We start from the raw sequence: 25,056 nt of genomic DNA, 5'->3' as shown, positions 1-25,056 counted from the left end.
CGTGGTCAAGCCCACCAGAGTGACCAACTCCATCCGCGCGCTCCGGTTCGCGCACGGCGAGATGACCCAGGCCGACCTCGCCGACCGCATCGGCGTCACCCGCCAGACCATCATCGCCATCGAGCAGGGCCGCTACTCGCCCTCGCTCGAGGTGGCCTTCCAGATCGCCCGCGTCTTCGGCGTCCCTCTCGACGACGTCTTCCAGTACCCCGACGAGCCCTAAGGAGGCTCCACCCATGAAATCCCTCGCGCGAACGGCCGGTGTCTTATACCTCGTCGTAGGGATCCTCGGCGGCTGGGCTCAGCTGTACGTCAGGGCCCGCGTCCACGTCCCCGGCGACGCCGCCAGGACCACCGAGAACGTGGTGGCCCAGGCGACGCTGTTCCGGATGGGCTTCGTCGCCGACCTCGTGCAAGCCACCTGCTTCCTGGTCATGGGCCTGCTCCTCTACCAGATCCTCAAGCAGGTCAGCAGGCCCCTCGCCCGCGCCATGCTGGTCTTCATCGCCGTCGCGATGTCGATGATCTGCCTCAACCTGGTCAACCACTTCGCGGCCCTCCTGGTCGCGACCGAACCGGCCTACGCGACCGCGTTCGGAGGCGCCGACGGCTCCCGCGCCATGGTGCTCCTGCTGCTCGACATGCACCGCTACGGCTATCTGCTGGCGCAGATGTTCTTCGGCCTCTGGATGCTCCCGGCCGGCCTCCTGGTCCTCCGATCCGGCCTGTTCCCCAAGCCTCTCGGCATCGCGCTGATCGCGGGCTGCGCCGGGTACCTGGTGGACCTGTTCGCGCAGTTCCTCGCGCCGGACCTCGCGAGCAGGCTGGCCCCCTTCGCCCTGGCGCCGGCGACCGTGGCGGAGGTGTGGCTGCTCGGCTACCTGCTCATCGTCGGCGTCCGCGAAACGTCAACGCCCCGACCGGCGGCGGCCGGCATGCCAACGTCCTGAGCCCGCCCGCGCCCCCGGATCCGCCCGAGACGAATGGCCTGTCACATGGAGACCGGGTCGTCCGCGCCGAGCGGGTTCGGGGGTCAGCTGACTTTGAGTTGCTCATCTCCAAAGTCGGCGACGAGTTTCAGCGTGCCACCGAGCGCGGCGACGTAGCGGTCCAGGACCTCGCGGGTGGACACGTCGCCCTTCTCGATCTGGGAGACGCGAACAACGGACACGCCCATGCGGTCGGCGACTTGCGCCTGGGTGAGACCTCTACGCTGTCGCATTTCGGCCAGCCGCCAGCCTTGTGCCTCCTCACGCAGCTGACGAACCTCGCTCTCGAACTGCTCGGCACCGCCTGCGGTCTCCACCGCACGCTCCAGATGCCCGCTCTCGCGCCACCTGCGGTAACCGCTCATCCGTCCGTCTCCTTGTACCGCTCTACCAGGTAGAAGTCATACAATCGCTCGGCTCGTGGTATCGCCTCGCGATACCACCGTTCCCAGTTGCCGACCTTGTCACCGGCAACCAATAGGATCGCCGCGCGCCACGGATCGAACACGAACAGAATCCGGATCTCACTGCGCCCGACCGACCCGGGACGCAACTCCTTCAGATTCGGGATTTTCGACCCGGCGATCGTGTCCACCAGCGGCCGACCCTCGGCGGGACCGTTGCGCTCCAGTACCAGAATCGCCTGGTTCACGAGCTTGTGCGTCTGCCGATCAGTGTCGTACAACTCCTCCAGGAACTCCCCCACCTCATCGGTAAAGAAGATCTCCTACTCGTCCACCGCGACCCCTTCGTCGCCGATACTTAAGAATCTCCTAAACACGACAGGACAAGCCAGGGACCGGTTCCGGGGATTCCGTCATACCAGATGACGATCTCAGTCAAGGCTGGGCTGCTGCCGGTGTCAGGGAAGCGTTCCAGAAATCGGCGTAACGGCCGCCAAAGCGCAGCAGGTCGTCGTGGCTGCCTTCCTCCACGATCCCGCCCCCGTCCAGGAAGACGATGCGATCGGCGCGTTGGACGGTCCGCAGCCGATGCGCGACCATCACCACCGTCCGGCCCGCCATCAGGCGTTCGATGCCCTCGTGGACGGCCGCCTCGTTCACCGGGTCCAGGGCGGAGGTCACCTCGTCCAGCAGCACGATGGGCGCGTTCTTCAGCAGGGCTCGCGCGATCGAGACCCGCTGGCGCTCACCACCCGACAGCAGTGCGCCGCCCTCGCCGACGTTCGTCGCCCATCCACCGGGCAGTCGTTCGATCACCTCGTCCAGCCGGGCCGCGGTCGCTGCCGCCCGCACCTCGGCAACGCTCGCGTCGGGACGGCCGAGCCGCACGTTCTCCTCGATCGTGCCGTCGAAGAGGTAGACGTCCTGGAAGACGATGGCGATCTGCTCCATCAACACCTCAGAGCTGATCGCGCGCACGTCCACGCCTCCCACGCGCACCGCGCCCGCGTCCACGTCGTAGAACCGCGCGAGCAGTTGCAGCAGGGTGCTCTTGCCCGCGCCCGACGGCCCGACGACGGCGAGCCGCTGTCCCTCGGGCACGGACAACGAAACTTCGTCGATCACCGTACGGTCGCCGTGCCGGAAGGTGACGGAGTCGAACTCCAGGTCATGGCCCACCGGCTGGATCGGTTCGCGGGGCTCCGGCAGCGGCTCGGTGCGCAACACCGTGTCGAGCCTCGCCAGCTCGGAACGCGCGCCGCGCACCTTGCCGGCGATGTCCGACAGCGACAGCAGCGGATCGGCACAGCGGGCGGCCAGCACCAGGATCGCCAGCACCTCTGCCGCGCCGATGTTCCCGCCGAGCGAGAGGTAGGCGCCCAGGACCAGCAACCCGGTGAACATCGCCTGCACCACGAGCGTCAAGCCCACCGCGCCGGACAGCGCCGACAGCAGGGTACGGCGGGACGCGCGCTGGACGTCCTGCAGCGAGTCGTCGAGCAACCGGAAGCGTTCGACGGTCCGGCCGCCGGCCCGCAGCACCGGCTGGGCCTGGAGATATTCGATGACTCGCCCGGTGGCCTCATGGTCGCGTTCGGCGCGCTCCGCGTCGGCGGCGGCCATCGAGCGCCCCGTCCGGGTCTGGATCGCCGCCACGACCGGGGCGGCGACCAACGCGGCCAGCCCCATGCGCCAATCGAAGACGAGCATCACGACCACGATCGTCAAGGGAGTCACGCAGGCGGAGACGAACGGTGCCAGCAGATGCGCGATCACGCTCATCGCCTGCAGAACACCGCGGCTGGCCATCACAGACACCTCCCCGACGCGGCCTGCGCTGTACCAGCCGATGGGCAGTCGGGCCAGATGGCCACCGAGCCGGTGATACATACCCCGCAACAGCGTGGTCCCGACGCGGAAACCGGACAGGTCGCTGACATAGCGCAGCACGGCGTAGGCCGCGACCGCGGCCCCGAACGCGATCAGCCAGGGCCAGGCGTCCCCGGGCGTGCTCCCGAACAGTGCCCGCAGCACGGGAACCAGCAGTGCGTAGGACAAACCCTCGGCTATCGCGGTCGTCGTCATCAGGGCCACGGTGCGACGCACCGGCTGGGCGTACTCGTGTCCCAGCACACGGAGCAGCATGCGGATCATCGGGGCTCCTCTCCTTTCAGCGCGCCACCGTGGGATTGCCAGAACGCGGCGAACTTTCCGTCCCGTGCCAGCAGCTCGGCCGGCCTGCCACGCTCGACGATCGACCCGTTCTCCAGCACCACGACGGTGTCGGCGTCGGCGACCGTCTCCAGGCGATGGGCGATGACCAGGATCGTCCGATCGCCCTCCAGCGTCGCCAGTGCCCTGCGGACCGCCTGTTCGGTCTGCGGGTCGGCGAAGGAGGTCGCCTCGTCGAGCACCAGAACGGGCGTGTCGGCGAGCAGTGCGCGGGCGAGCGAGATCCGCTGAGCCTCACCGCCCGACAGTCCGGCCTCTTCACCGATCACCGTTTCGTAGCCGCGCGGCAGCTCAAGAATTCGATCATGAATGTTGGCCAGTCGGGCGGCGCGGACCACGTCGTCGAGGTCGGCATGCCGTACCGCCAGCGCGATGTTGTCCGCGACGGACGCACGCAGCAGGCGAACGTCCTGGAAGACGAAGGAGACCATCCGGTAGAGCTCCCGGCTGCCGAGCTCGCGCAGGTCGACACCGCCCAGGACGACCGAGCCGTGGGTCGGGTCGAAGAACCGCGGCAACAACTGGACCAGCGTGGACTTCCCGCTTCCCGACGGCCCGACGACCGCGGTGACCGTCCCAGGCTCCAGCACCAGATCGATCCCGTGCAGCACCTCGTGATCGTCTTCGTAGCCGAATCGAACGCCACGCAGTTCTACGCGGTGCCCCTGCGGCGCGACCGGATGAGTGGGCTCCGGTAGCGACCGGACCGCGAGCACGTCCCTGATCCGGCCGACCGCGCGCCCTGCGGCCTGCATCTCGTCGAAACCGTGGCCGAGGGCCGCCACCGGAGCGGTCAGGCCCAGCCCGAGCAGCAGGATGGGCAGCAGGTCGGCCGGGGCCAGGCCACCGGACGTGATCAGCGCTGCCCCGCCGATCAGCACGACCAGCAGCACGAACGGCGGCGACAACGCCACCTGCATCCCCGCACCGATCCCGGCGATACCGTGCACCAACCGGGAAAAGATCCCAACGAAATCGTCCACGGCCGTCAGGAATCTACGGTGGGCGCGCCCGGATCCGCCGAACGCCTTGACCACCGAGATGCCCTGGACGAACTCGACGACCGAGCTCGAAATCCGGCCCATGGCCGCATCGAACTCCTTCTGCTCGCGCAGCCGGGTCGGGGTCATCATCAGGGGGACCAGCGCCACTGCCAGCACCACCGGGATCAGCGTGATCAGCGTGAGCCGCCAGTCGACGGTGAACAGGTAGATCAGCGACACCAGCGGCACCACGAACGCGGAGACGAGCTCGCCGGGGGTGTGGGCGATGAACGGGTGCACGGCACCCACGTCCTCCCCCACCACCTTGGCCAGCTCGCCGGTCCGGCGCCGGGAGAACCAGCCGATCGGTACGCGCCCCAGCCGCGTGGCCAGTTGCCGGCGGAACGTCAGCTGCACCTGGTCGTCAACAAGATGCCCGATTCCGGACGATGCGGCGGTGAACAGCAGCCGGACGAACAAGCCGGCCGTACCCGCGATCACGACGGCCCAGACATGACCGTGATCGATCGGGCCGGGCGACAGCAGCGTACGACCCAGTTCGACGACCGCCAGCAGCGGCGCCAGACCCGCGACAGCGCCGATCACCTGCAGGATCACAACAGCGGCGAAACTCCAGATGTAGGGGCGCAGCAGCCCCGCCATGCTCTGTCCCGCCGCGGAATCGGCCTCCTGGGGCGGTGTGAACTGCTCCCTCGCTTCGGCGAGGTCGGTGGTGGTCATCACTCTCCTGTCGTCGTCAATCTCGTCGCGACCAGGCCCGCGGCCGAGCCGAGAGGGGGCTGGCCCAGGCTGTTCAACCGCAGGGCGACGAAGCCCCCGATCAGGGCGGTGAGCGGGGGCCCTCCTCCAATCTTGTCATCGGCAAGATTGGAGGAGACTCGTCATCTTGTCAATGTCAAGATGAGATGAGGGCCCGTGCAGCGCGGAGGTTAGGGAGATCGATCAGCCCACCTACCACCACGGCCACCGGTTGGGAGCGCATCGCGGTCCTCAGTCTGCTCAGCCCGTGATGACGGGCTGGTCCGGCGCAGGACCGTGAGAACGACGAGGACGGCGACGGCCAGAAGCGCGGCGCTGAGGGTCAGGCCGAGCGCGTACCCGTCGTTGAGGGTCTCGGGGGTGACGGTCTGGCCGGTGCGGTGGTGGGCCGCGGTGCCGAGGGCGGCCAGCCCGAGTGAGGCGCCGATCTGGCGTGAGCTGTTGAGCAGGCCCGATGCGGTGCCGGTCTCGTGCGGCGCGACGCCGGCGGTGGCGATGGAGACGAGCGGTCCGAGGCAGAGCCCGAAGCCGATGCCGGCGACGATCGAGGGCCCAAGGACGTCGGTGGTGAAAGCGCCGTCCGGGCTGATCAGGCCGAACCAGACGAACCCGGTCGCGGTCAGCAGTCCGCCGAAGACCAGCAGCGTCCGCGGCGCGAGACGGTAGCCGAGTTTGACGGCGAGCACGGAGCCGGCGACCACGCCGAGGGCGAGCGGCAGGAACATGAGCCCGGTCAGCGCCGGCCCCGTTCCGAGCACTCGTTGCAGGTAGAGGGACACGAAGTAGAAGGCCGACGCCATGACCGCACCGACCAGCAGGCTGTAGGCGTTCGCGCCGGCGACCGAGCGGTTGGCGAACAGGCCGAGCCGGATCAGCGGTTCGCGGGCGGTGGTCCGCTCGACGTGGACGAACGCGACCAGCAGCGCGGCGGCGACCGCCAGGGTCGTCAGGGTGACCGGCGAGGTCCACGGATACTGGTCGGTGCGCACGACGCCGAACACCAGCAGGGTCACGCCCGCCGTGGCCAGGAAGGCGCCGAGGACATCCGGACGGCCGCCGCGAGCCGGAGGCGGGCCGGCCGCGACACCCCGCCAAGCCAGGGCCAGCGCGCCGGCGGCCATGGGCACGTTCACGAACATCACCCAGCGCCAGCTGGCGTACTCGGCGAGCAGGCCGCCGATCAGGACGCCGAGGGCGCCCCCGGCGGCGTTCGTCGCGCTCCAAATGCCGAAGGCGCGGACGCGGGCCTTTCCCGCGGGGAACGTCGTGGCCAGCAACGCCAGCGCGGCCGGAGCCAGTGCGGCGGCCCCGATGCCCTGTACGGCTCGGGCGGCGACCAGATGCCCGGGTTCCAGGGCGAAGCCGCCGACGAGTGAGGCGAGGCCGAACAGGCTGAGTCCGAGCAGCAGGACCCGCTTGCGGCCGTACCGGTCGGCGGCCTTGCCACCCAGCAGGAGCAGCCCGCCGAAGGTGAGCGCGTAGGCGTGGATCACCCAGGTCAGGCCCACTTCACTGAAGCCGAGGCCGGCAGCGATCTGCGGGAGTCCGACGTTCACGACCGACAGGTCCAGCGACACCATGAACTGCACGACGGCCACCACGGCGAGGGTGCGCCCCGGCCGAGCACTCGACTCGACGACCACGGTTCTCATGACCGCAATCGTCGTCGAGCTGCCGTTCAGAGGCGTCCTACGTGCGGAGACATTTGCCGCTACCACGTCGGCATCAACGACCGGTAGGACTACTACGCCGGGAGTAGTCCCAACAGCGGCGGTGTCATCCCTGACACCGCCGCGAGACGGGACAGGAGGGTGCCTCCCAACCCTTGGCCCTAGAGAGCAGAAGGCAGGTCTGTGTGTGAGAAGTCCTTGCCCTTGTACAACAGCGGTTCCCCGGCATCCTTCGCCAGCGCGTAGGCGAAGCAGTCGCCGAAGTTCAGTTTCGCCGGATGACCGCTGCCCCGCCCGAAATCACGGTAGGCCTCCCGGGCGATACGAGCCTGTTCCACCGTCACCGATTCCACGACGATGTCAGCCTGCGTGATGAGCTCGTCGAACTCACGGCGAACCACCGGATCCCCCCGCCCGTCGGCGACGATCGAAGCCTCCAACCAGTTGGCGGCCGACATTCGGGCAGACCGGGCCTCCGCTATCGCCTCAGCGAAGACCGCGGCGTCGGGCTCGGCGGTGATGATCGCGATGATCGCGCTCGAATCGACAATCACTTCGGCAGCCCCGTCGCCTCGTCATACAACATCGCGTCGAAATCCTGGGACACATAGCCCTCACCCATGCGTCGCGCCATGTCCCGGCCGATCGCCAGCAACCGCTCCGCTTTGTCCGTCTCTCGCTGTTCGAGGCGCCCCAGCCTCTCGGTCATCGCGATGATGACCGTCTGCGTCAGGCTCTCTCCCGTCAGCCGTTGGAGCTTGCGTGCAAGTTCTTCGGCCTCGGCGTTCTTGATGTTCAAACTCATCGGCTTCCACCTTTCCACCTCGACGTAGAAGAATTCTACCGTCGATACTAGATTGACGGAAAGGCCGAGAGCAGGTGTGCAGGTCACACGCCGAAGGCGCGCATGGTCAGCCGGGCCGGTTGCCGGTCGGAATCACGATCTTGGTTTGCGCCCCCTTGGTGAGGTAGTACGTGGTCCACTTCTTGACCATTTCGTCGAGGACCCAGGCGGCGGCGGGCACCAGCGGCAGCCCGATCAGACCCTCCCGGAACCGCACCAGCAGCGGCCAAGCGGTCTTGACCACCGGGTCCCACAGCGGCTCGCGTCGGATGCCGTTCCAGTCGGCCACCTGGTTACCGGTGAGGTACCTGGCGAACGCGTTGACGAGAGGCTTGTCGATGCCGCCGGGGCTGGTCAGCTCCGCGAGCATGTCCCGCAGGATGCCGTTCAGTTCCACCCCCTCCGGGGTCGGCCCCATGTTCCTGGGCAGGACCAGGTCCGACTGGGCGTAGGAGGAGTCCCAGGTGGCGGGGAGGAACTCGTCCCTGATGCCGAGCATGTGCCCCATCACCTGCACCGAGTGCAGGTACCCCGCGGCCTCGGTGGAGGAGATGCGCACCTTCCACTCCCGCATCCCGCGCATGGAGTAGGTCGCCAGGGTATGCCACGTGACGAGCATGTCCTCCTGGCTGATCGGGATGGGGCCGGACCAGTGGGGAGACGACTTCAGCAGGTGCCGCACCGCCGCGTGCACCAGCCGGGTCTTCACAGCCTCGACCACGGCCGTGCCGCCGGCACCCCAGGCGTTCTGGGGTCTGACCGCGTACGCCAGGATGTTGGTCTTGGCGATCCGGTCTTTCAGATCCGCACCGCCCGCGGAGTAGTAGACCGCGCGGGCCTCCTTGGGGATGGCGGTGGCCAGCATCCCGGCGCCGACAATGGTGAGGACGACGATGTAGTTCCCCTTGAGCGCGTGGAACCGCGCCCCGGCGTCCAGCTTGGCGGGGTCGGCCCACGACGGCAGCTGACGCGCCTGCTCGATGAAGGCCCGCAGATCCTCCGGCAGTCCCGCGGGCAGGGGCTGGTCGTTGCGGTTCCAGTCGTACAGCAGCCGGTTGACCTCGGGGATGACACCGCGGTCGAACAGTGAGGCGAGGAGCGGATCGGCCACGTCGTCCCACACCCATCGGGGGTCGGCGCCGCTGCCGGAACCCGCGACCGAACCGCTGGCCGGCCAGGTCCAGTCGCCGGACAGGGGGTCCGCCTGGGCCGGGGAGGCCATCCCTAACGCGCCGAGCGCTCCCAGGGCGGTGCCCGAGATCAGTATCTCGCGCCTGCTCAACTCTGCCATGCTCTGCACTCCTTCGAGGTGGGGTCCCACTCAGGGCATGCGGTTGGTTGCGAAGTCTTGGTCGGCCGAGCAGGAAGCGCATGTACGCGCCACGGGATCCGCATCTCGGCGACCCGCGCCCGCCTGCTGAGTTCTCCCATGCCGTTTCCTCCTTCTCGCCCGAGGCTGAGAAGTGGGTGATACTGAGAAACAGATCATGCGTCTGTGTATCATCATCAGACCACGGCGTGACGAGCATCACAAGACCGCGTTTGAGGCAGAATCCCTACAGGAGGTGATCGTGGAATCTGTGTTGTCCGGATTCATGGCACCGTCGGACTCGGAGTCGTTGCTGGAGCGCGCCTACTTCGATGCCGTCGAACGTGTTGACGACATCGACGGGCTACGGACGCGCATCCTTGACGCGGCGTACGAGCAGTTCTGCCGGTTGGGTATCAGGCGCTCCACCATGGAGGACGTCGCCCGGCTGGCGAAGGTGTCGCGGATCACGGTCTACCGGCGGTTCGACACCAAGGACACGCTGGTCGAACACGTGGTTCGCCGGGAGTTCCGCCGTTACTTCGACCAGTTCCTCATCGACATAGAACAAGCCGACACCGCTGCTGACAGGGTGGTTCTGGGCTTCGTGAGCTCATTGCGGGCAATCCGCGGCAACCCACTGATCGGCGGACTCATCGCCACGGAACCGGACCTGCTAGTCCCCTCCATGACGGCCGACGGGGGCCAAACCCTCGCCACCGTGCGGCAGTTCGTCGCCGGCCAGCTTCGCCGCGAGCAACGCGCGGGCAACGTGTCGGGCAGCCTGGACGTCGACCTCGTGGCCGAGATGATGGTGCGGATCTCCGCCTCTTTCCTGGCGATCCCCAGCGCCATCATCGACCTGGATGACGACGAGCAACTGGCCGCGGTGGCCCGGCGATTCCTCGTGCCCATGCTGGAGCCACCCGCCTGATCCTCTGCCTCGCGCCAGGCTCCCGAGGCCGCCGTACGAACCGCCAGCTCGCCTCAGGGGACACCGTGATCGACCTGCCGACCACTCCTGTACGTCCACAGAAAAGACAGAAGCGGCGGTGTCCACAAGGACACCGCCGCTACAGCGCTACTCGCCAAGGCCCTGGATGAGCCGTGTTCGAGTAACACCCACATGGTGGAGGTGGCGGGAATCGAACCCGCGTCCTTCAACCCCAAGGCAGGGCTTCTCCGGGCGCAGCCTGCTTAACGCTTTCTCAGCCCCGGCGCTCACGCAGGCGTGTCGCCGACAGGCTCAGCCACTGTTTGGTTTCCCGCTCTCCCCCGTGGCCGGGTCGAGCGGTTGAGCCTTCTAACGATGCCAGATCCCGGGCCGAAGGCATGCTCGGGCTGACAGAGGTTTCGCTACTTAGGCAGCGAGAGCCAGGGAACCCTGGCTGACCTCAGTGCGCTTAGAGTTGGCACTTGTTGTTTGCGGTCACAGGATTAACGAGGTTATGTCCGCAGTCCTCGGCCCGCTTCACCTGACTTGCAAGGTCAAAGTCGAAACCGATCACCCCCTGTGCAGTTGTCAACACGGCCGCGAACGACCGCGCAACATGAAGATACATCTCACAACACGGGGAACGCCAACCCAATTCCCGGGGCTGACCCCCGGAGGCGCGCACAGATGCGTCAACGCCCCCGGGGGCGCGACCGGCAGGGTCGTGCCGGTCAGGACGGCAGGACTTCCCCCGAGATGAAGTCCTGACTCATCGCGACGACCAGATCCGCAACCCCCCGATCGGGTCTGGTCACTCTGGAAGACGCAGCACCACCCGCCGATGGTTGCTCAGCGTGAGAACTATTTCACGCAGGGTTGCGAAGCGCGGAGAAGAAGCGGCCCGCGTAGGCCGCGGGGTCGGTGTCCTCGGCGAGTACGGCCACGGCCACGTCGCCCTGCCATCCCACGAACCACGCCTGCTTCCTGCTCTTGCCGGTCACCGGAGCGGTGATGCCCGAGACCGGCTCGCCGCCCGTGGCCGCCGCGGCCGCCGTACCCGAGGTGACACCCGCGCGCATCATCGCCTGCAGCGCCGGCAGCGTCTTGGCGTCGAGCTGCACGGGAGCGGGCGGCATGGCCGGCAGCACCTCGGCGGTGGGGTCGGGCGTGGCCGGCTTGACGACCAGCAGCGGCGGCCGCCAGGTGCCCTTGGCGACGGCCCCTGCGACCAGCGCCATCGTCAGCGGGCTCACCTCGACGTTCTGCCCCGCGATGGCCCTGGCCTTGTCGGCGTCGGAGTCGAGCTTGGCGATCTTGCCGCTGAACGACTTCAACGGCAGCTTCCACGCCTTGCCGAGACCGAAGTCGCCCGCGGCCCTGGTCAGCTCGTCGCCGGTGATCCTGCGGGCCAGCGAGGTGAGCGCGGTGACGCAGCTCTTGGCGAAGCTGGACTGGAAGCTCTGCGTGGTGGTCGCGGTCAGCCCCGCCTGCTCGAACCTGGCCCCGCCGACGGACCGCTCGGCGGGACAGGCCAGCCGCTGGCTCGGCTTGACGTTCTTCCTCAGCAACGCCTGGGCCGCGATGATCGAGAAGGCGGTGCCGGCGGGGTACTTGCCCGCCAGCGCGTCCTTCTCCTCGTTGAGGTTGTCGGAGGCGCTCACCGCGAGCACCTCTCCCGTGGACGCCTTGACCGCCACCAGGGCCGCCGACCTGGTGCCGGCGAGCGCCGCCTCGGCGGCCCCCTGGATCGTGCTGTCGATCGTGGTCTCGACGGGCTCGTTCGGCCGTCCCGGCCACTCCTTCAGCTCGGCGACCTGCTCGCCGGTCTTGAGGTCGAGCGTGACCACCGAGGTCTGCATGGAGCCGGTCAGGTAGTCCTGGTAGGCCTTCTGCAGCCCGGTCAGGCCCACGGAGTCGCCCGCGCGCTGGGGACCGCCCAGCTTCTGCTCGGTCTCGGCGGTCAGGGCGCTGACGGTGCCCACGATCTGCTCGGGCGCCGCCGGCGCGACGGGCTGCTGCTGCTCCTGGATCGTGACGCCGGGAATGGCCTCGAGCTTGGACTTGAGCTGGCCGAACTTCAGCCGGCCGAAGGTGACCAGCGGCACGAACGTGCTGGGCGGCGCCGACCTGACGCGGCTGAGCAGCCGGTCCTGGGCGAAGCCGGTGAGCTTGGCGAGCTGCTCGACCGCCTCCTCGGCCTGGTCGCCGAGCGTCACGGGGGTCACCCCCGCGACATAGAGCGTGGCGTCCTCCTGCAGCGGCTCGCCCGTGCGGTCGAGCACCGAACGGCGCGGCTCCTGCTTGGCCTCCACCGCGAACCGCTGGCCCTCGTGCAGCTGCGGGTGGATGACGCTGGGCGACCAGCGCACCTTCCACACGCCGTCGACCAGGTGCAGCGGCAGTCTGCTGGTGTACTCCCACAGCGAGTTGTTCTCGCCGAGGTCGACCTCGGCCGCGAAGTCGGCCGTGGACTCGGCGCCGTTCTGCGCCATGCTCTTGATCTTGAAGCGGAAGGACGCCGCGTCGAGGTGGACGCGGGCGTCCTCCAGCGCCTTGGCGACCGCCTTCGGATCACCGTCGGTACGGCCGGCCGCCAGCGCGTAGTCGCCCGACTGCCAGCCGACGAGGAAGTCGCGCACGGCCTCGTGCGCGGAAGGCTCCTCGAAGCACCCGGTCAGCGTCGTGCCGGCGACCGTCATCATGACGGCCGCCGACAGGACTCTGCGAACGTGGGGTCTCATCGGTTGCGCTGGCGGACGGCTCGAGCCATCTCCCGCTTGTCCTGCTGTTCCTTCAACGACTGGCGCTTGTCCCAGTCCTTCTTGCCGCGCGCGAGCCCGATCTCGATCTTGGCCCTGCCGTCCTTGAAGTAGAGCGACAGCGGCACGATCGTCAGCCCGCCCTCCTTGACCTTGGCGGCGAGCTTGTCGATCTCCTTGCGGTTGAGCAGCAGCTTGCGCTTACGGCGGGCGGCGTGGTTGGTCCACGTCCCCTGGGAGTACTCGGGGATGTGAACGTTGAGCAGCCACGCCTCGCCGTCGTCGATGGAGGCGTAGCCGTCGACGAGCGACGCCTTGCCCGCGCGCAGCGACTTGACCTCGGTGCCCTGCAGCACCAGGCCCGCCTCGAAGGTGTCCTCGACGAGGTAGTCGTGGCGGGCACGCTTGTTCTGGGCGACGAGCTTGCGCCCGGTCTCACGTGGCATGCTTCGACCTTACCCGGGTTCGTCAGACCCTCAGGTAACGGCGAAGCGTCGCAAAGGACGCGAGGACACAGATCACCACGCCGATGACCATCGTGAGCGTGATGACCTGGGCCACCGAGTCCCAGCCGAGCTGGCTGTTGGCGGCGAAGGCCGAGGTCGTCCCCTCGAACAGGAACACCTTGGCCACGATCAGCATGACGGCCGCCATCACACCGCCGATCAGGCCCGCGATCATGCCTTCCATCACGAACGGCAGCTGGATGTAGAGGTTGGACGCGCCGACCAGGCGCATGATGCCCGTCTCCCTGCGCCGGTTGAACGCCGAGAGCCGCACCGTGTTGCCGATCAGCAGGATCGCCGCGAGCACCAGGATCAGCGCCACGGCCAGCGCGGCGTAGCGGAGTTTCTCCAGCATCCCGAAGAAGCTCTCGAGCTGGGCCCGTTGGTCGATGACCGTCGAGATGCCCTTCATCTGCTTGGCGGCTGCGATCACCGGCTGGTACTGCTCGGGGTCCTTCAGCTTCACCCGGAACGACTCGGGCATGTCGTTGACGTCGACGACCTGCGCCAGGATCGAGCTGCTCGACTGCGTCTTCTTGAAGTTGTCGAAGGCCATCTTCTGGTCCTCGAAGTCAACGTTCTCGACATTGGGCAGCGCCTTCAGCTGCGCGTCCAGCTGCGCACGCTCGGTCTCCGTGACCCCCTTCGGCGACGCCTTGCACGAGGGGAAGGGAGAGTCCTTCTTGCACAGGTAGACCGAGATCTCGACCTTGTCGGACCAGTAGGTCTTCATCAGGCTGACCTGGGCGTTGATCATCAACCCGACGCCCAGCAAGGCCATGGCGACAGCCACGGTGACGACCACCGCGATCGTCATCGTCAGGTTGCGACGGAGGCCGATCCAGACCTCGGAGAGGATGAAGTTCGCCCGCATGTTCTGCCTATAACTCCTGTCAGTACGCCTGGCCGTAGACGCCACGCGACTGGTCGCGGACGATCTTGCCGTCCTCCAGCTCCACGACCCGCTTGCGCATGGAGTCGACGATGGCGGCGTCGTGCGTCGCCATGACGACAGTGGTGCCGGTTCTGTTGATCCGGTCGAGCACCTTCATGATGCCGATGCTCGTGGCGGGGTCGATGTTTCCCGTCGGCTCGTCGGCCAGCAGGATCATAGGCCGGTTGACGAACGCGCGCGCCATCGCCACTCGCTGCTGCTCGCCGCCGGACAGCTCGTCTGGCATGCGGTGGGCCTTGCCCTCAAGACCGACCAGCTCGATGACCTCGGGCACCACCTTGCGGATGAAGCGTCTCGGCTTACCGATGACCTCGAGCGCGAACGCCACGTTCTCGTAGACGTTCTTGTTCGGGAGCAGCCGGAAGTCCTGGAAGACGCAGCCGATACGGCGGCGCAGGTGCGGCACCTTGAAGTTGGACAGCCTCGCGAGATCCTTGCCGGCGACATGGATCGCGCCGGAGTTGGGCTTCTCCTCCTTGAGGACCAGCCGCAGGAAGGTGGACTTCCCGGATCCCGAGGGACCGACGAGGAACACGAACTCGCCCTTGTCCACGTCTACAGACACGTGGTCGAGAGCGGGCCTGTTCTGGTTCGCGTAGACCTTGGTGACATTATCGAAATGGATCACGAGCGCATCACGACGTGCCAGTCTAGGGGCCGGGACGGAAATGAGGGTGGCACATGCCCACTTCCCACCGCCCGCCAGCGGGGACGCCCATCTTTACTGATGATCGACGTTCCGCTTGGCTGCAGGACAGTCTAGGGGGAAGACTGGCATGGAACGTCCATAACGGAAACAAAACGATTCTGTTGCCTGAGAACCGTCTAGAGTGGATGGTGACATGAGTTGCGAACGCCTCGTCTGCGCCCAGTGCGCCCACCCGGTCATCGAGGGTCGATGCGCCCTGTGCCGCGCCAACCGTGAGCGGATGCACCAGCACGGGATCTCGCCGACGCTGATCCTCATCGCCCTGCTGACACTGCTGTTCCTCGCGCTCGCGCTCCAGCACCTGGTCGGTTGATTCTTCGTCCGTACGGCAAGCCGGGCCCAGGCCACCGTGGTCACCGGTGACCGCCCGTCCATCACGCGTGCTCCAGCGGGACTCCGGCTGACGTCCGTTACGTCGCCCCATCAAGGCAGGTCGCCCCATCACGGCAGTCCGTGACGGCGGGCAAGCGGCACCGCCCGGGGAGCGTCCCTTGGACGGGCGCCCGCCGGTGACCACGGGGGCGCCTTCCCGTGCGTGCCGTACAGAATCTCGTGTGCCGTACGGAAAAGAGAGAGCTACTCCGCGCTCTCCTGGCGGCGCATCCAGCGGATCTCGCTCTCGATGAAGTCGTCGAGGTCGCCGTCGAGCACCGCCGTGGGGTTGCCCGCCTCGTGGCCCGTGCGCAGGTCCTTCACGATCTGGTACGGGTGCAGCACGTAGTTGCGGATCTGGGTGCCCCACGAGGTCGTCGAGGCGCCGCGCAGCTCCGACATCTTCTCCGCCTCCTCCTGCCGCTTGCGCTCCAGCAGCTTGGCCTGCAGGACGTTCATCGCCGAGGCGCGGTTCTGCAGCTGGGAGCGCTCGTTCTGGCAGGAGACCACGATCCCCGTCGGGATGTGGGTGATGCGCACCGCCGAGTCGGTGGTGTTGACGCCCTGGCCGCCGGGACCGCTGGAGCGGTAGACGTCGACGCGCAGGTCGTCCTCGTTGATGTCGATGTGGTCGGTCTGCTCGACGACGGGCACGATGTCGACGCCCGCGAACGAGGTCTGGCGGCGGCCCTGGTTGTCGAAGGGGCTGATGCGCACCAGCCGGTGGGTGCCGTGCTCGCCGCGCAGCGTGCCGTAGGCGTAGGGCGACTTGACGGTGAACGTCGCCGACTTGATGCCCGCCTCTTCGGCGTAGGAGGTGTCGTAGACCTCCGTGCCGTAGCCCTTGCGCTCGGCCCACCGCAGATACATGCGCAGCAGCATCTCCGCCCAGTCGGCCGCGTCGACGCCGCCGGCCTGGGAGTTGATGGTCACCAGGGCCTCACGCGCGTCGTACTCACCCGACAGCAGCGTGCGGACCTCCATCGCGCCGATGTCGGAGCGCAGCGTGGCCAGCTCCTTGTCGGCCTCCGCCCTGGTGTCGGCGTCGTCCTCCTCGGCGGCCAGCTCGAACAGGACGGTCAGGTCGTCGATCCTGCGGCCGAGCGCCTCGACGCGGTTGAGCTCGCCCTGCAGGTGGGACAGCTTGCTGGTGACCTTCTGGGCCTGCTCAGGGTCATTCCACAGATCGGGTGCGGCGACCTGCTCCTCCAGCTCCTCGATCTGCTTGCGCATGGAGTCGAGGTCGAGAACGTCCTGGATGCTTCGCAGCGTTCCCGCGAGCGCGTTGATCTCTTCTGCCGGATCGATGTCTGCCACGTCTACCAAGGGTACGCGACCTGCGCGCACCCCATAACATGGCCAGGTGCGTGCATACGGGCGGCGGGGATGGGCGGCGGTGGCCGCCGGTGTGCTTGCCGCGGTGACGGCCTGCTCCGCCTCGGGCGACCCGCGGCCCTCTCTCGCGGCCGCGACCGCCGCCGCCGCTCCCACGCCCACCTCCGCTCCCGGGGTGTCGCTGAGCGAGGCGGCCAACGCCTTCTCCGAGTACGTCCTCACCGACGACCTGCTGCGCGACGCCGGCGACCGGCGCATGGCCAGGGAGATCACCCGCGACGGCCGCGTCGATCTGGTCAACGCCGAGTACGCCTCCACCCGCGACCGTCCCGCCCGCCACACCTGGGGCACCCCGTCCTTCCTCGTACCCAGGCTGGATGCCAACGAGCTGCTGTGGTTCACCGCCGTCGTCCCGCGCGACGACCGCACCGCCGTCCTCACCTTCGTCAAGGGCACCGACTGGCGGCTGAGCTCGCTCTCCCTGCTGCTTCCCTGGGCGAAACTGCCCGAGGTCAAGCGCGACGCGGCGGGCTACGCGGAGGTCGTGGGCCTCGACGACAAGAGCGTCCAGATCAGCCCGCGCTACGTCGCGCCGCTACACGCCACCATCGCCGAGCGCGGGCCGACGGGCATCGCGGCCAACCTCGTCGCCCCCGGGGCCTACACGACGGAGACGGCCGCGACGATCGCCGACAACAGGACCGAGGCCAAGACCGACGGGTTCCGCTACGACTCGATCTTCACTCCCGCCGACTACCCTGTCTACGCGCTGCGGACCGTCGACGGCGGCGCGCTGGTCCAGTACTCCCTGCTGCGGACCACGTCGATGACCAACGTCGTGTTCGTCAACCCGTTCCTGCCCATCCCGCCGTCGGGGCGGTGGGCGCTGGCGCGCGACAACTACAGCCAGACCACGAAGGTCTACGAGACCCAGCAGTACATCGCCGCGCTCCCGCCCGCGGCCGCCGCCAGGGTGATCGGCTACGACGGCGCGATCACCAGGGCCAACGGCACCTGACCCCGTCGGGCCGCGTCACGCGTCGAGGTGGTCGAGGAGTCCCCAGGTTCTGGAAGACGCGGGGGTTCCGAGGTGCCTGGGAGCTACTGCGAGCGGCGCTGCCCAGGCACACCGACAGGCGCGACGATCAGCGCACCCTGCGGTAGCGGGTCATCGGGCCGAGCAGGCCGGGCACCGACTCGAACGCGGTCATGCCGAGCCGTTCGACGACCGCGACCGAGGCGGCGTTGCCCTCGTCGACCTCGGCCAGCACCTCGGGCAGCCCGAGCGGCCCGAGTGCGTGCTCGACCACGGCCCTGGCGGCCTCGGTGGCGTAGCCCTTGCCCCACGCGGCGGGCGCCAGGCTGTAGAAGACCTCGAGACCGAGGTCGTCCAGCGGCCGCAGCCCCGCCGTACCGACCAGGTCGCTGCTGTCCTTCTCCCTGATCAGCCACAGACCGTGCCCCGCAGCGGCGAAGCTCAGCGTGCTGTCCTCGATGATCCCGGTGACCTCCTCAGCGGAGAGAATCTCCCCGTCGAACAGGAACCGGCGCACGTCCGCCCCGGTCCAGTGGGCGAGCAGCCCGGCGTGGTCCTGCGCGGTCACGGGGCGCAGGACCAGCCGCTCGGTCATCAACAGGTGGTTCACGGACGCCAGGCTACCGAGGCCACCCGTGCCGTCACTCGTGGGGCGGCAGGCTGCTGCTGGCCACCAGCGTGCGGATCGCCCGCAGCGCCACCGACAGCGTCGCCAGGTCGAAGTTGTCGCTCTCCCAGATCTCCGACAGCGTCTGCCTGGCCCGGGCGACCGCCGCCTCGTTCGCCTCGGTCCACCTGTCCAGCCGCTCCTCGGGCGAGGATCCCGGCGTGCTGTGCGCCAGGACGTCTTGGGTGAGGGAGGCGTGCGCGGCGTACAGGTCGTCGCGCAGGGCCGAGCGGGCCATCGAGTTCCAGCGGTTGTCGCGCGGCAGCGCGATGACGCGTTCGCGCAGGCGGGCCAGTTGCAGCCGGTCGGCCAGGTCGAAGTAGACCTCGGCGACCTCGTTGACCGGACGCCCCGTCAGCGAGGCGATCTCCACCATGTCGAAGGTGGAGTACGCCGGCACCATGGCCGCGACCCTCTCGGCCAGCTCCATCGGGACGCCCCTGGCGACGAAGCCGTCCCTGCGCTCCTCGTAGGCGAGCAGGTCGGGCCCGGTCAGGAGCTTCGGCAGGTGGGTGAGCAGGCTGTTGACGTCCTTGAAGAAGAAGTTCACCGAGCCCGCGAGGTCCAGCGGCGGGCGCCGGTTGCCGAGCAGCCAGCGGGTGCCGCGCTCGGTGAGCTTGCGCGACTCCAGGAGCATGGCCAGCTGGGTGCGGGTGTCGACCTCGTTGTCCAGCGACTCGACGCCCCGGTGGAAGCTGGCCAGGTCGAAGACCTCCCTGGTGACCAGGTAGGCGCGGACGATGTCCTGGATGGAGGCTCCGGTCTCCTCGCCGAAGCGGAACATGAACGTCGTGCCCGCCGAGTTGACCAGCTCGTTCACCACGCAGGTGGTGATGATCTCGCGGCGCAGCGGGTGGGCGTCCATGTAGGCGCGGAAGCGCTCGCGCAGCGCCGACGGGAAGTACGACACCAGCCACGAGGCCAGGTAGGGGTCGTCGGGCAGGTCGGTGGCCAGCAGCTCGGCGTCGGCCACCAGCTTGGTGTAGGCCAGCAGGACGGAGAACTCGGGCGCGGTCAGGCCGATGCCCGCCTGGCGGCGTTCGGCGAGCGTCTTGTCCGACGGCAGGAACTCCAGCTCCCTGTTGACCAGCCCCTCGCGCTCCAGGCGGCGCAGGTAGCGCGCGTGGACGTGGAGCATCTCGGGAGCCTGGGCGTGGGCGGCGGCCAGAACCACGTTCTGCGCGTAGTTGTCGCGCAGCACCAGGTCGGCGACCTCGTCGGTCATGGAGGTGAAGACCTGGTTGCGCTGCTTGTCGGTCAGCTCGCCGTCGCGGACGACCTGGTCGAGCAGGATCTTGATGTTGACCTCGTGGTCGGAGGTGTCGACACCGGCCGAGTTGTCGATGAAGTCGGTGTTGACCAGCCCGCCGTTCAGGGCGAACTCGATGCGGGCCAGCTGGGTCAGGCCCAGGTTGCCGCCCTCGCCGATCACCTTGCAGCGCAGGTCGTGCCCGTTGACGCGCAGCGGGTCGTTGGCCTTGTCGCCGACGTCGGCGTTCGACTCGGCCGAGGACTTCACGTAGGTGCCGATGCCGCCGTTCCACAGCAGGTCGACGGGGGCCCGCAGGATCGCGCTGATGAGGTCGTTCGGCGGCATCGACATCACGTCGGACGGGATGTCGAGCGCCTCCCGCATCTGCGGTGTGATCTGGATCGACTTCGCGGTGCGCGGGAAGACGCCGCCGCCGGCCGAGATCAGTTCGGCGGAGTAGTCGGCCCACGAACTGCGCGGCAGCTCGAACAGGCGCCGCCGTTCGGCGAAGGAGGCCGCGGCGTCGGGGTCGGGGTCGATGAAGATGTGGCGGTGGTCGAAGGCGGCGACCAGGCGGATGTGCTCCGACAGCAGCATGCCGTTGCCGAACACGTCGCCCGACATGTCGCCGATGCCGACCACGGTGAAGTCGGTGGTCTGGACGTCGACGCCGGTGGTGCGGAAGTGGTACTTCACCGACTCCCAGGCGCCGCGGGCGGTGATGCCCATGGCCTTGTGGTCGTAGCCGATGGAGCCGCCGGAGGCGAAGGCGTCGCCCAGCCAGAAGTTGTACTCGGCGGAGACGCTGTTGGCGATGTCGGAGAAGGTCGCGGTGCCCTTGTCGGCCGCGACGACGAGGTAGGGGTCGTCGCCGTCGTGCCGTACGACGTCGGCGGGTGGCACGACCTTGCCGTCGACCAGGTTGTCGGTGACGTCGAGCAGGCCGGAGATGAACATCCGGTAGCAGGCGATGCCCTCGGCCATGACCTCTTCGCGCTTGCCCGAGGTGGGCGGGCGCTTGACGACGAAGCCGCCCTTCGACCCGGTGGGCACGATGACGGTGTTCTTCACCATCTGTGCCTTGACCAGGCCCAGGATCTCGGTGCGGAAGTCCTCCATGCGGTCGGACCAGCGCAGGCCGCCGCGGGCGACCTTGCCGAAGCGCAGGTGGACGCCCTCCACCCGGGGCGAGTAGACGAAGATCTCGTAGCGCGGGCGCGGCAGCGGCAGCACACTGATCGCGTGCGAGTCGAGCTTCAGCGAGATGTACGGCTTGCGCCGCCCGTCGTCGCCGACCTGGTAGTAGTTGGTGCGCAGGGTCGCCTGGATCATCTCCAGGCAGGCCCGCAGGATCCGGTCCTCGTCGAGCGAGGCCACCTCGTCGAGCGCGCCGAGGATCTCCTCGTGCAGCGCCTCGGCCAGGTCGACCCGCACGTCGTCGGAGCGCCTGGGGTCGAGCCTGGCCTCGAACAGCCGCACCAGCAGCCGCGACAGCCGTACGTTGCCGACCATCACGCGCTCCATGTAGCGCTGGCTGAACGTGCTGCCCGCCTGGCGCAGGTACTTGGCGTAGACCCGCAGGATCTCGACCTGCTCCCAGGTCAGCCCGGCGGTCAGGACGAGGGCGTTGAAGTTGTCGGCCTGCACGACGCCGGTCCACAGGGCGCGCAGCGCGTCCTGGAACAGCCGCTTGAAGTCGTTGCGGTCGACGTCCTCGGACGGGGTGTAGCGCAGCCCGAAGTCGTAGATCCAGGCGTTCTTGGTGGCGGGGTCGTTGTCGCGGTCGATCTCGTAGGGCCGCTCGTCGACCACCTCCACGCCGAGCCGCTGGATGAGCGGCAGCATGTGGGACAGCGAGACCGGCGAGCCGAGCTTGTAGATCTTCAGCCGCCGCTCGCCCTCGGCCGCGTCGTACGGCTCGTAGAGGTTGATGGCGATCTCGTCGTCGGGCTTGCCGTCCAGCTCCTCCAGGCGGCGCAGGTCGACGACGGCCATCTTGGGCGGGTAGTCGGCCTTGTACCCCTCGGGGAAGGCCGAGTGGTAGCGCCTGACGAGCGGGGGCGCCTCCTCCTCGGTGGTCATCTCGCCGATCGCGGCGGCCAGGTCGTCCTCCCACGACCTGGTGATCGCGGCGAGCCTGGCCTCCAGCTCATCGAGGTCCAGCCCGACCTGCGGCAGCGGCTTGCCGCGCTCGCCGCGGATGACGACGTGCAGCCTGGCCAGCGCCGACTCGCCGATCATGGCGCTGTAGTCGAGCGACGTGCCGCCCAGCGCCTTGAGCAGGATCTCCTGCATCCGCAGCCGGACCTTGGTGGTGTAGCGGTCGCGCGGCAGGAAGACCATGCACGAGATGTAGCGGCCGTAGTCGTCGCGCCGCAGGAACAGCTTGACCTGCTTGCGCTCGCGCAGCCGCAGCACGCCGAGCGCAATCGGCAGCAGCTCGTCCACCGGCGTCTGGAACAGCTCGTCGCGCGGGTAGGTCTCGAGGATCTCGATGAGGTCCTTGCCGTCGTGGCTCTCGGCGGTCAGCCCCGCGTGCTCCAGCAGCTCGGCGAGCTTGCGCCGCAGCACGGGGATCCTGGAGATCGACTCGTTGTAGGCGACGTGGGTGAACAGGCCGAGGAAGCGCCGCTCGCCGATCACCTCGCCCCCGGGCGAGAACATCTTGACCCCGATGTAGTCGAGGTAGGTGGGGCGGTGCACGGTGGCGCGCGAGTTGGCCTTCGTGGTGATCACCAGCTGCTTCTCGCGGGCCTTGGCTCGCACCTCGGGCGGCAGTGCGGAGAAGCTCGCGGATCCCGGCTTGTCGGCGCGCAGGATGCCGAGCGCCGCGCCGGGCACCGCACGCAGCGCGGTGCCCTCGTCTGCCTCCTCCAGGAGGTACTCCTTGTAGCCGAGGAAGGTGAAGTGCCCGTCGGCGAGCCAGCGCAGCAGGTCGATGCTGTCCTCGACCTCCGCGGGCTCCAGCGGCGGCGGGTTCATCGACAGGTCCTCGGCCGTCTGTACGGCCTGCGCCCGCATCTTGCGGAAGTCTTCCACCGCGTAGCGCACGTCGGACAGCACGCGCTGCAGGTCGGCCTCGAGCTGCTTGAGCACCGCGGGGTCGGCCTGCCGGTCGATCTCGATGTGCATCCACGACTCGACCAGCATCATCCCCGTGACGTCCTCCTGGCCCTGGGTCAGGATGCGGCCCGTCATGTCGCGGCGGACCCGCAGCTGGGGGTGGACGACCAGGTGGATGCCGATGTCGTGTCTGGCCAGCTCCATGGTGACGGAGTCGACGAGGAAGGGCATGTCGTCGGTGACCACCTCGACGATGGAGTGGCCGGGATCCCAGCCGTTCTCCTCGACGGAGGGCGTGAAGGCCCGCACCACCGCCCTGCCCTGCGGTCGCACCTCGGCAAGCTGCCGGTGTGACATCGCCGGGCCGTACACGTCGACAGGGTCGCGGTCGACCAGGTCGTCGGCCGCCACGTGCCGGTAGTAGACGCGCAGGTAGGCCAGAGCCTCCTCGGGGCTCCCGTGGTCGCCACTGCCTGCCGCGCTGATCTGCGCGGCGTTCTGGAGCAGCTCATCCTTGGCCTCGTCGAGCGGCATGTCGCTCTCACTCCTTTGTGAGGGGTCGCCATATCGGATGCTGGTCACAACCAGCCTCTTAGTTCCCACAACAGGGGGAAGTAGTGCAGGCGCGTACGTTCCCTGAGGTACGGCGCGCCGGTCGAGCCGCCAGTGCCCGACTTGGTGCCGATCTGCCGTTCGACCATCTGGACGTGACGCATGCGCCACAACGCGCACATCTCATCGTGCGTCAGCAGATCCTCGGCCAGTTGCCACAGATCGTCGTATGACCCGCGGTCCCTCGCCACAACCAGCAGCGAGGCCATGATCTCCGCGTCGGAGACAGCCAGGCCGCGCTGGGAGAGGGCGGTGAGATAAGCATCCCACAGCGTGGGTTCGGCCAGCCGGCGACGCAGCCTGGCGAGTTCGGCCTCGCCGGCGTTGCGCACCCGCTGGAGGTAGCCGGGGTCCTTGGCTCCCGACAGGAACTCCAGCTCGCGGAACTGGACGGACTGGAACCCGCTGGCGGGCGCCAGCGTCGAGCGGAACTCGAGGAAGTCCTGCGGGGTCATCGTCTCCAGGACCTCCACCTGCTCGACGAGGACGCGTTCGACCGCGTGGACCCGCTTGAACAGGTGCCTGGCCTGCCACAGCTCGCCGGCCACCATCGCCGCCCTGGCGCCCTCCAGCTCGTGGAGGAGCAGCTTGAACCACAGCTCGTAGACCTGGTGGACGGTGATGAAGAGCAGTTCGTCGGGGACGGAGGACTGGGGCTCCTGCTGGTCGAGCAGGGCGGGCAGCCGGAGGTATCCGCCGTAGGACAGGCGTGCGCCCTCCTCGCCGAAACTCCGGTCAGGAGGCATCGCTCCTGTCCCCACCACCGGGCACCTCCCCCGACAGCCCGGTCCTCGTTGACCGGACGTACCCGATATCACCCGAAAAGCCCAAGAACGTCAACGTGGCATAGGAAGCGGGGGGTCGTCTTCCTCTGACGCGGAGGCCTGAAGCTTGAGGGTGTCGAGCAGTTCGGGAACCTCTCGCAGCTCCCTCAGCTCGGTCTGGCACTGCTCACACGAGTCGAGGTGGCGCTCGAACGCCTGAAGATCCGCTTCGTCGAGAACGCCCAGCGCGTATGCGGCCACCTCAGGATGCATCAGCCGGCAACCCCCTTGTCCCGCAGCAGCCCCCGCAGAGCCCTGATCCCGTAGTAGAGCCTTGACTTGACCGTGCCCGGCGGGATCCCCAGAATCTCCGCCGCCTCCCCAATCGTACGATCCCTGAGATAAGTCTGCTCGATGACTTCTCGGTGTTCCGGCGACAGGCTGCGCAGCGCGTCGGCGACGACGATCGCCGACAGCGCCCGGTCGCAGCCGTCGGAAACGGCGACGGTGTCCGCCTCCGGGGGCTCGACCTCGTGCGGCCGGGCGCTCCTGCGGCGTCTTCCGTCGATCACGATGCGGCGGGCCACGGTGAGCAGCCACGCCCAGACCAGGCCGGGCTCCCACTGCAGCCGGTCGGAATGCCGCCAGGCCCTGACCATCGTCTCCTGTACGACGTCCTCGGCCCACTGCAGATCGTTCCCTGTGGCTTTGCGCACGTGGCGGAGCAAAGGCCCGCCGAACTGCTCATAGAGCGCCTGTATGCGGTGCTCCATGTCGTCGAGGTGACCTAGGGCGTGTTTCATAAGCAGGTCAGCCAGTCGTTGATGATGGCGATCTGGACGGTGGCCTCGTAGCGTACGGCGAGCTTGTCGTACCTGGTC

At 68.2% G+C, this 25,056-nt stretch carries 23 protein-coding genes and 1 other RNA gene; 5 read left to right on the top strand and 19 right to left on the bottom strand.

Annotation, left to right across the window (positions count from 1 at the left end):
* Position 1 precedes the first annotated feature (1 nt).
* Complete coding sequence (locus tag ACFXJ8_RS31160) at positions 2 to 223, top strand: helix-turn-helix transcriptional regulator (protein WP_379647549.1); 222 nt, start codon at positions 2 to 4, stop codon at positions 221 to 223.
* A 13-nt stretch (positions 224 to 236) separates the two neighbouring features.
* Positions 237 to 950, top strand: coding sequence for a DUF4386 domain-containing protein (locus ACFXJ8_RS31155; protein WP_379647548.1), 714 nt, complete (start codon positions 237 to 239; stop codon positions 948 to 950).
* Between the two features lie 83 nt (positions 951 to 1,033).
* Here ACFXJ8_RS31155 and ACFXJ8_RS31150 read toward each other — a convergent pair whose 3' ends face one another.
* From ACFXJ8_RS31150 to ACFXJ8_RS31115, 8 genes are all read right to left on the bottom strand, one after another.
* Positions 1,034 to 1,354, bottom strand: a complete 321-nt coding sequence (locus ACFXJ8_RS31150) for a helix-turn-helix domain-containing protein (RefSeq protein ID WP_379647547.1) — start codon at positions 1,352 to 1,354, stop codon at positions 1,034 to 1,036.
* Complete coding sequence (locus ACFXJ8_RS31145; RefSeq protein WP_379647546.1) at positions 1,351 to 1,695, bottom strand: type II toxin-antitoxin system RelE/ParE family toxin; 345 nt, start codon at positions 1,693 to 1,695, stop codon at positions 1,351 to 1,353. The genes ACFXJ8_RS31150 and ACFXJ8_RS31145 overlap by 4 nt, the downstream gene beginning before the upstream one ends.
* 133 nt (positions 1,696 to 1,828) lie before the next feature.
* Positions 1,829 to 3,547, bottom strand: coding sequence for an ABC transporter ATP-binding protein (locus ACFXJ8_RS31140; RefSeq protein ID WP_379647545.1), 1,719 nt, complete (start codon positions 3,545 to 3,547; stop codon positions 1,829 to 1,831).
* Positions 3,544 to 5,349, bottom strand: coding sequence for an ABC transporter ATP-binding protein (locus ACFXJ8_RS31135; RefSeq protein WP_379647544.1), 1,806 nt, complete (start codon positions 5,347 to 5,349; stop codon positions 3,544 to 3,546). The genes ACFXJ8_RS31140 and ACFXJ8_RS31135 overlap by 4 nt, the downstream gene beginning before the upstream one ends.
* A gap of 209 nt (positions 5,350 to 5,558) precedes the next feature.
* Positions 5,559 to 7,040 carry an MFS transporter gene (locus ACFXJ8_RS31130; protein ID WP_379647543.1) on the bottom strand — a complete coding sequence of 494 codons (1,482 nt, stop codon included), beginning with the start codon at positions 7,038 to 7,040 and terminating at the stop codon, positions 5,559 to 5,561.
* 179 nt (positions 7,041 to 7,219) lie between these two features.
* Positions 7,220 to 7,612: a type II toxin-antitoxin system VapC family toxin gene (locus tag ACFXJ8_RS31125; RefSeq protein ID WP_379647542.1), complete on the bottom strand. Its 393-nt coding sequence runs from the start codon at positions 7,610 to 7,612 to the stop codon at positions 7,220 to 7,222.
* Positions 7,609 to 7,863, bottom strand: a complete 255-nt coding sequence (locus tag ACFXJ8_RS31120) for a type II toxin-antitoxin system VapB family antitoxin (protein WP_379647541.1) — start codon at positions 7,861 to 7,863, stop codon at positions 7,609 to 7,611. The genes ACFXJ8_RS31125 and ACFXJ8_RS31120 overlap by 4 nt, the downstream gene beginning before the upstream one ends.
* A gap of 106 nt (positions 7,864 to 7,969) precedes the next feature.
* A complete protein-coding gene (locus ACFXJ8_RS31115) occupies positions 7,970 to 9,193 on the bottom strand; it encodes an oxygenase MpaB family protein (protein ID WP_379647540.1) in 1,224 nt (407 codons plus the stop codon).
* A gap of 304 nt (positions 9,194 to 9,497) precedes the next feature.
* On the opposite strand from ACFXJ8_RS31115, the gene ACFXJ8_RS31110 reads away from it, so the two are divergent.
* A complete protein-coding gene (locus tag ACFXJ8_RS31110) occupies positions 9,498 to 10,145 on the top strand; it encodes a TetR/AcrR family transcriptional regulator (RefSeq protein WP_379647618.1) in 648 nt (215 codons plus the stop codon).
* A gap of 193 nt (positions 10,146 to 10,338) precedes the next feature.
* Here ACFXJ8_RS31110 and ssrA read toward each other — a convergent pair.
* From ssrA to ftsE, 5 genes are all read right to left on the bottom strand, one after another.
* Positions 10,339 to 10,723, bottom strand: a transfer-messenger RNA (tmRNA) gene (gene ssrA, locus ACFXJ8_RS31105).
* Between the two features lie 288 nt (positions 10,724 to 11,011).
* Positions 11,012 to 12,886 (bottom strand): penicillin-binding transpeptidase domain-containing protein, encoded by a 1,875-nt coding sequence (locus ACFXJ8_RS31100; RefSeq protein ID WP_379647539.1) that lies wholly within the window; start codon positions 12,884 to 12,886, stop codon positions 11,012 to 11,014.
* On the bottom strand, positions 12,883 to 13,350 hold the full coding sequence (gene smpB, locus ACFXJ8_RS31095; RefSeq protein WP_379647538.1) for an SsrA-binding protein SmpB: 468 nt from the start codon (positions 13,348 to 13,350) through the stop codon (positions 12,883 to 12,885). Before smpB ends, ACFXJ8_RS31100 begins: the two co-directional genes overlap by 4 nt.
* 22 nt (positions 13,351 to 13,372) lie before the next feature.
* Positions 13,373 to 14,284, bottom strand: a complete 912-nt coding sequence (ftsX, locus tag ACFXJ8_RS31090; RefSeq protein ID WP_379647537.1) for a permease-like cell division protein FtsX — start codon at positions 14,282 to 14,284, stop codon at positions 13,373 to 13,375.
* A 19-nt stretch (positions 14,285 to 14,303) separates the two neighbouring features.
* Positions 14,304 to 14,993 carry a cell division ATP-binding protein FtsE gene (gene ftsE, locus ACFXJ8_RS31085; protein WP_358137003.1) on the bottom strand — a complete coding sequence of 230 codons (690 nt, stop codon included), beginning with the start codon at positions 14,991 to 14,993 and terminating at the stop codon, positions 14,304 to 14,306.
* Between the two features lie 214 nt (positions 14,994 to 15,207).
* Between ftsE and ACFXJ8_RS31080 the strand changes: the two genes are divergently transcribed.
* Entirely contained in the window at positions 15,208 to 15,387 is a 180-nt protein-coding gene (locus ACFXJ8_RS31080; RefSeq protein ID WP_379647536.1) for a hypothetical protein, read from the top strand.
* Positions 15,388 to 15,650: 263 nt separating this feature from the next.
* Here the strand turns inward: ACFXJ8_RS31080 and prfB are convergent, their stop codons facing one another.
* Positions 15,651 to 16,763 (bottom strand): peptide chain release factor 2, encoded by a 1,113-nt coding sequence (prfB, locus tag ACFXJ8_RS31075; RefSeq protein WP_379647535.1) that lies wholly within the window; start codon positions 16,761 to 16,763, stop codon positions 15,651 to 15,653.
* A 46-nt stretch (positions 16,764 to 16,809) separates the two neighbouring features.
* Between prfB and ACFXJ8_RS31070 the strand changes: the two genes are divergently transcribed.
* Complete coding sequence (locus ACFXJ8_RS31070; protein WP_379647534.1) at positions 16,810 to 17,799, top strand: hypothetical protein; 990 nt, start codon at positions 16,810 to 16,812, stop codon at positions 17,797 to 17,799.
* Between the two features lie 127 nt (positions 17,800 to 17,926).
* Here ACFXJ8_RS31070 and ACFXJ8_RS31065 read toward each other — a convergent pair whose 3' ends face one another.
* The 5 genes from ACFXJ8_RS31065 to ACFXJ8_RS31045 form a co-directional block, all read right to left on the bottom strand.
* Entirely contained in the window at positions 17,927 to 18,427 is a 501-nt protein-coding gene (locus ACFXJ8_RS31065) for a GNAT family N-acetyltransferase (protein ID WP_379647533.1), read from the bottom strand.
* A 31-nt stretch (positions 18,428 to 18,458) separates the two neighbouring features.
* Positions 18,459 to 23,333 (bottom strand): NAD-glutamate dehydrogenase, encoded by a 4,875-nt coding sequence (locus ACFXJ8_RS31060; RefSeq protein ID WP_379647532.1) that lies wholly within the window; start codon positions 23,331 to 23,333, stop codon positions 18,459 to 18,461.
* Positions 23,334 to 23,377: 44 nt separating this feature from the next.
* The gene (locus ACFXJ8_RS31055) at positions 23,378 to 24,157 is read right to left on the bottom strand and encodes a tryptophan 2,3-dioxygenase (protein ID WP_379647531.1); all 780 of its coding nucleotides are present in this window, start codon (positions 24,155 to 24,157) and stop codon (positions 23,378 to 23,380) included.
* A gap of 90 nt (positions 24,158 to 24,247) precedes the next feature.
* Positions 24,248 to 24,448: a zf-HC2 domain-containing protein gene (locus tag ACFXJ8_RS31050; RefSeq protein WP_379647530.1), complete on the bottom strand. Its 201-nt coding sequence runs from the start codon at positions 24,446 to 24,448 to the stop codon at positions 24,248 to 24,250.
* Entirely contained in the window at positions 24,448 to 24,948 is a 501-nt protein-coding gene (locus ACFXJ8_RS31045) for a sigma-70 family RNA polymerase sigma factor (RefSeq protein WP_379647529.1), read from the bottom strand. The genes ACFXJ8_RS31050 and ACFXJ8_RS31045 overlap by 1 nt, the downstream gene beginning before the upstream one ends.
* Positions 24,949 to 25,056: the final 108 nt, after the last annotated feature.

This window comes from Nonomuraea sp. NPDC059194 (genome assembly GCF_042754765.1).
GTDB lineage: Bacteria > Actinomycetota > Actinomycetes > Streptosporangiales > Streptosporangiaceae > Nonomuraea.
This window is presented reverse-complemented; position numbering and strand designations above follow the sequence as displayed.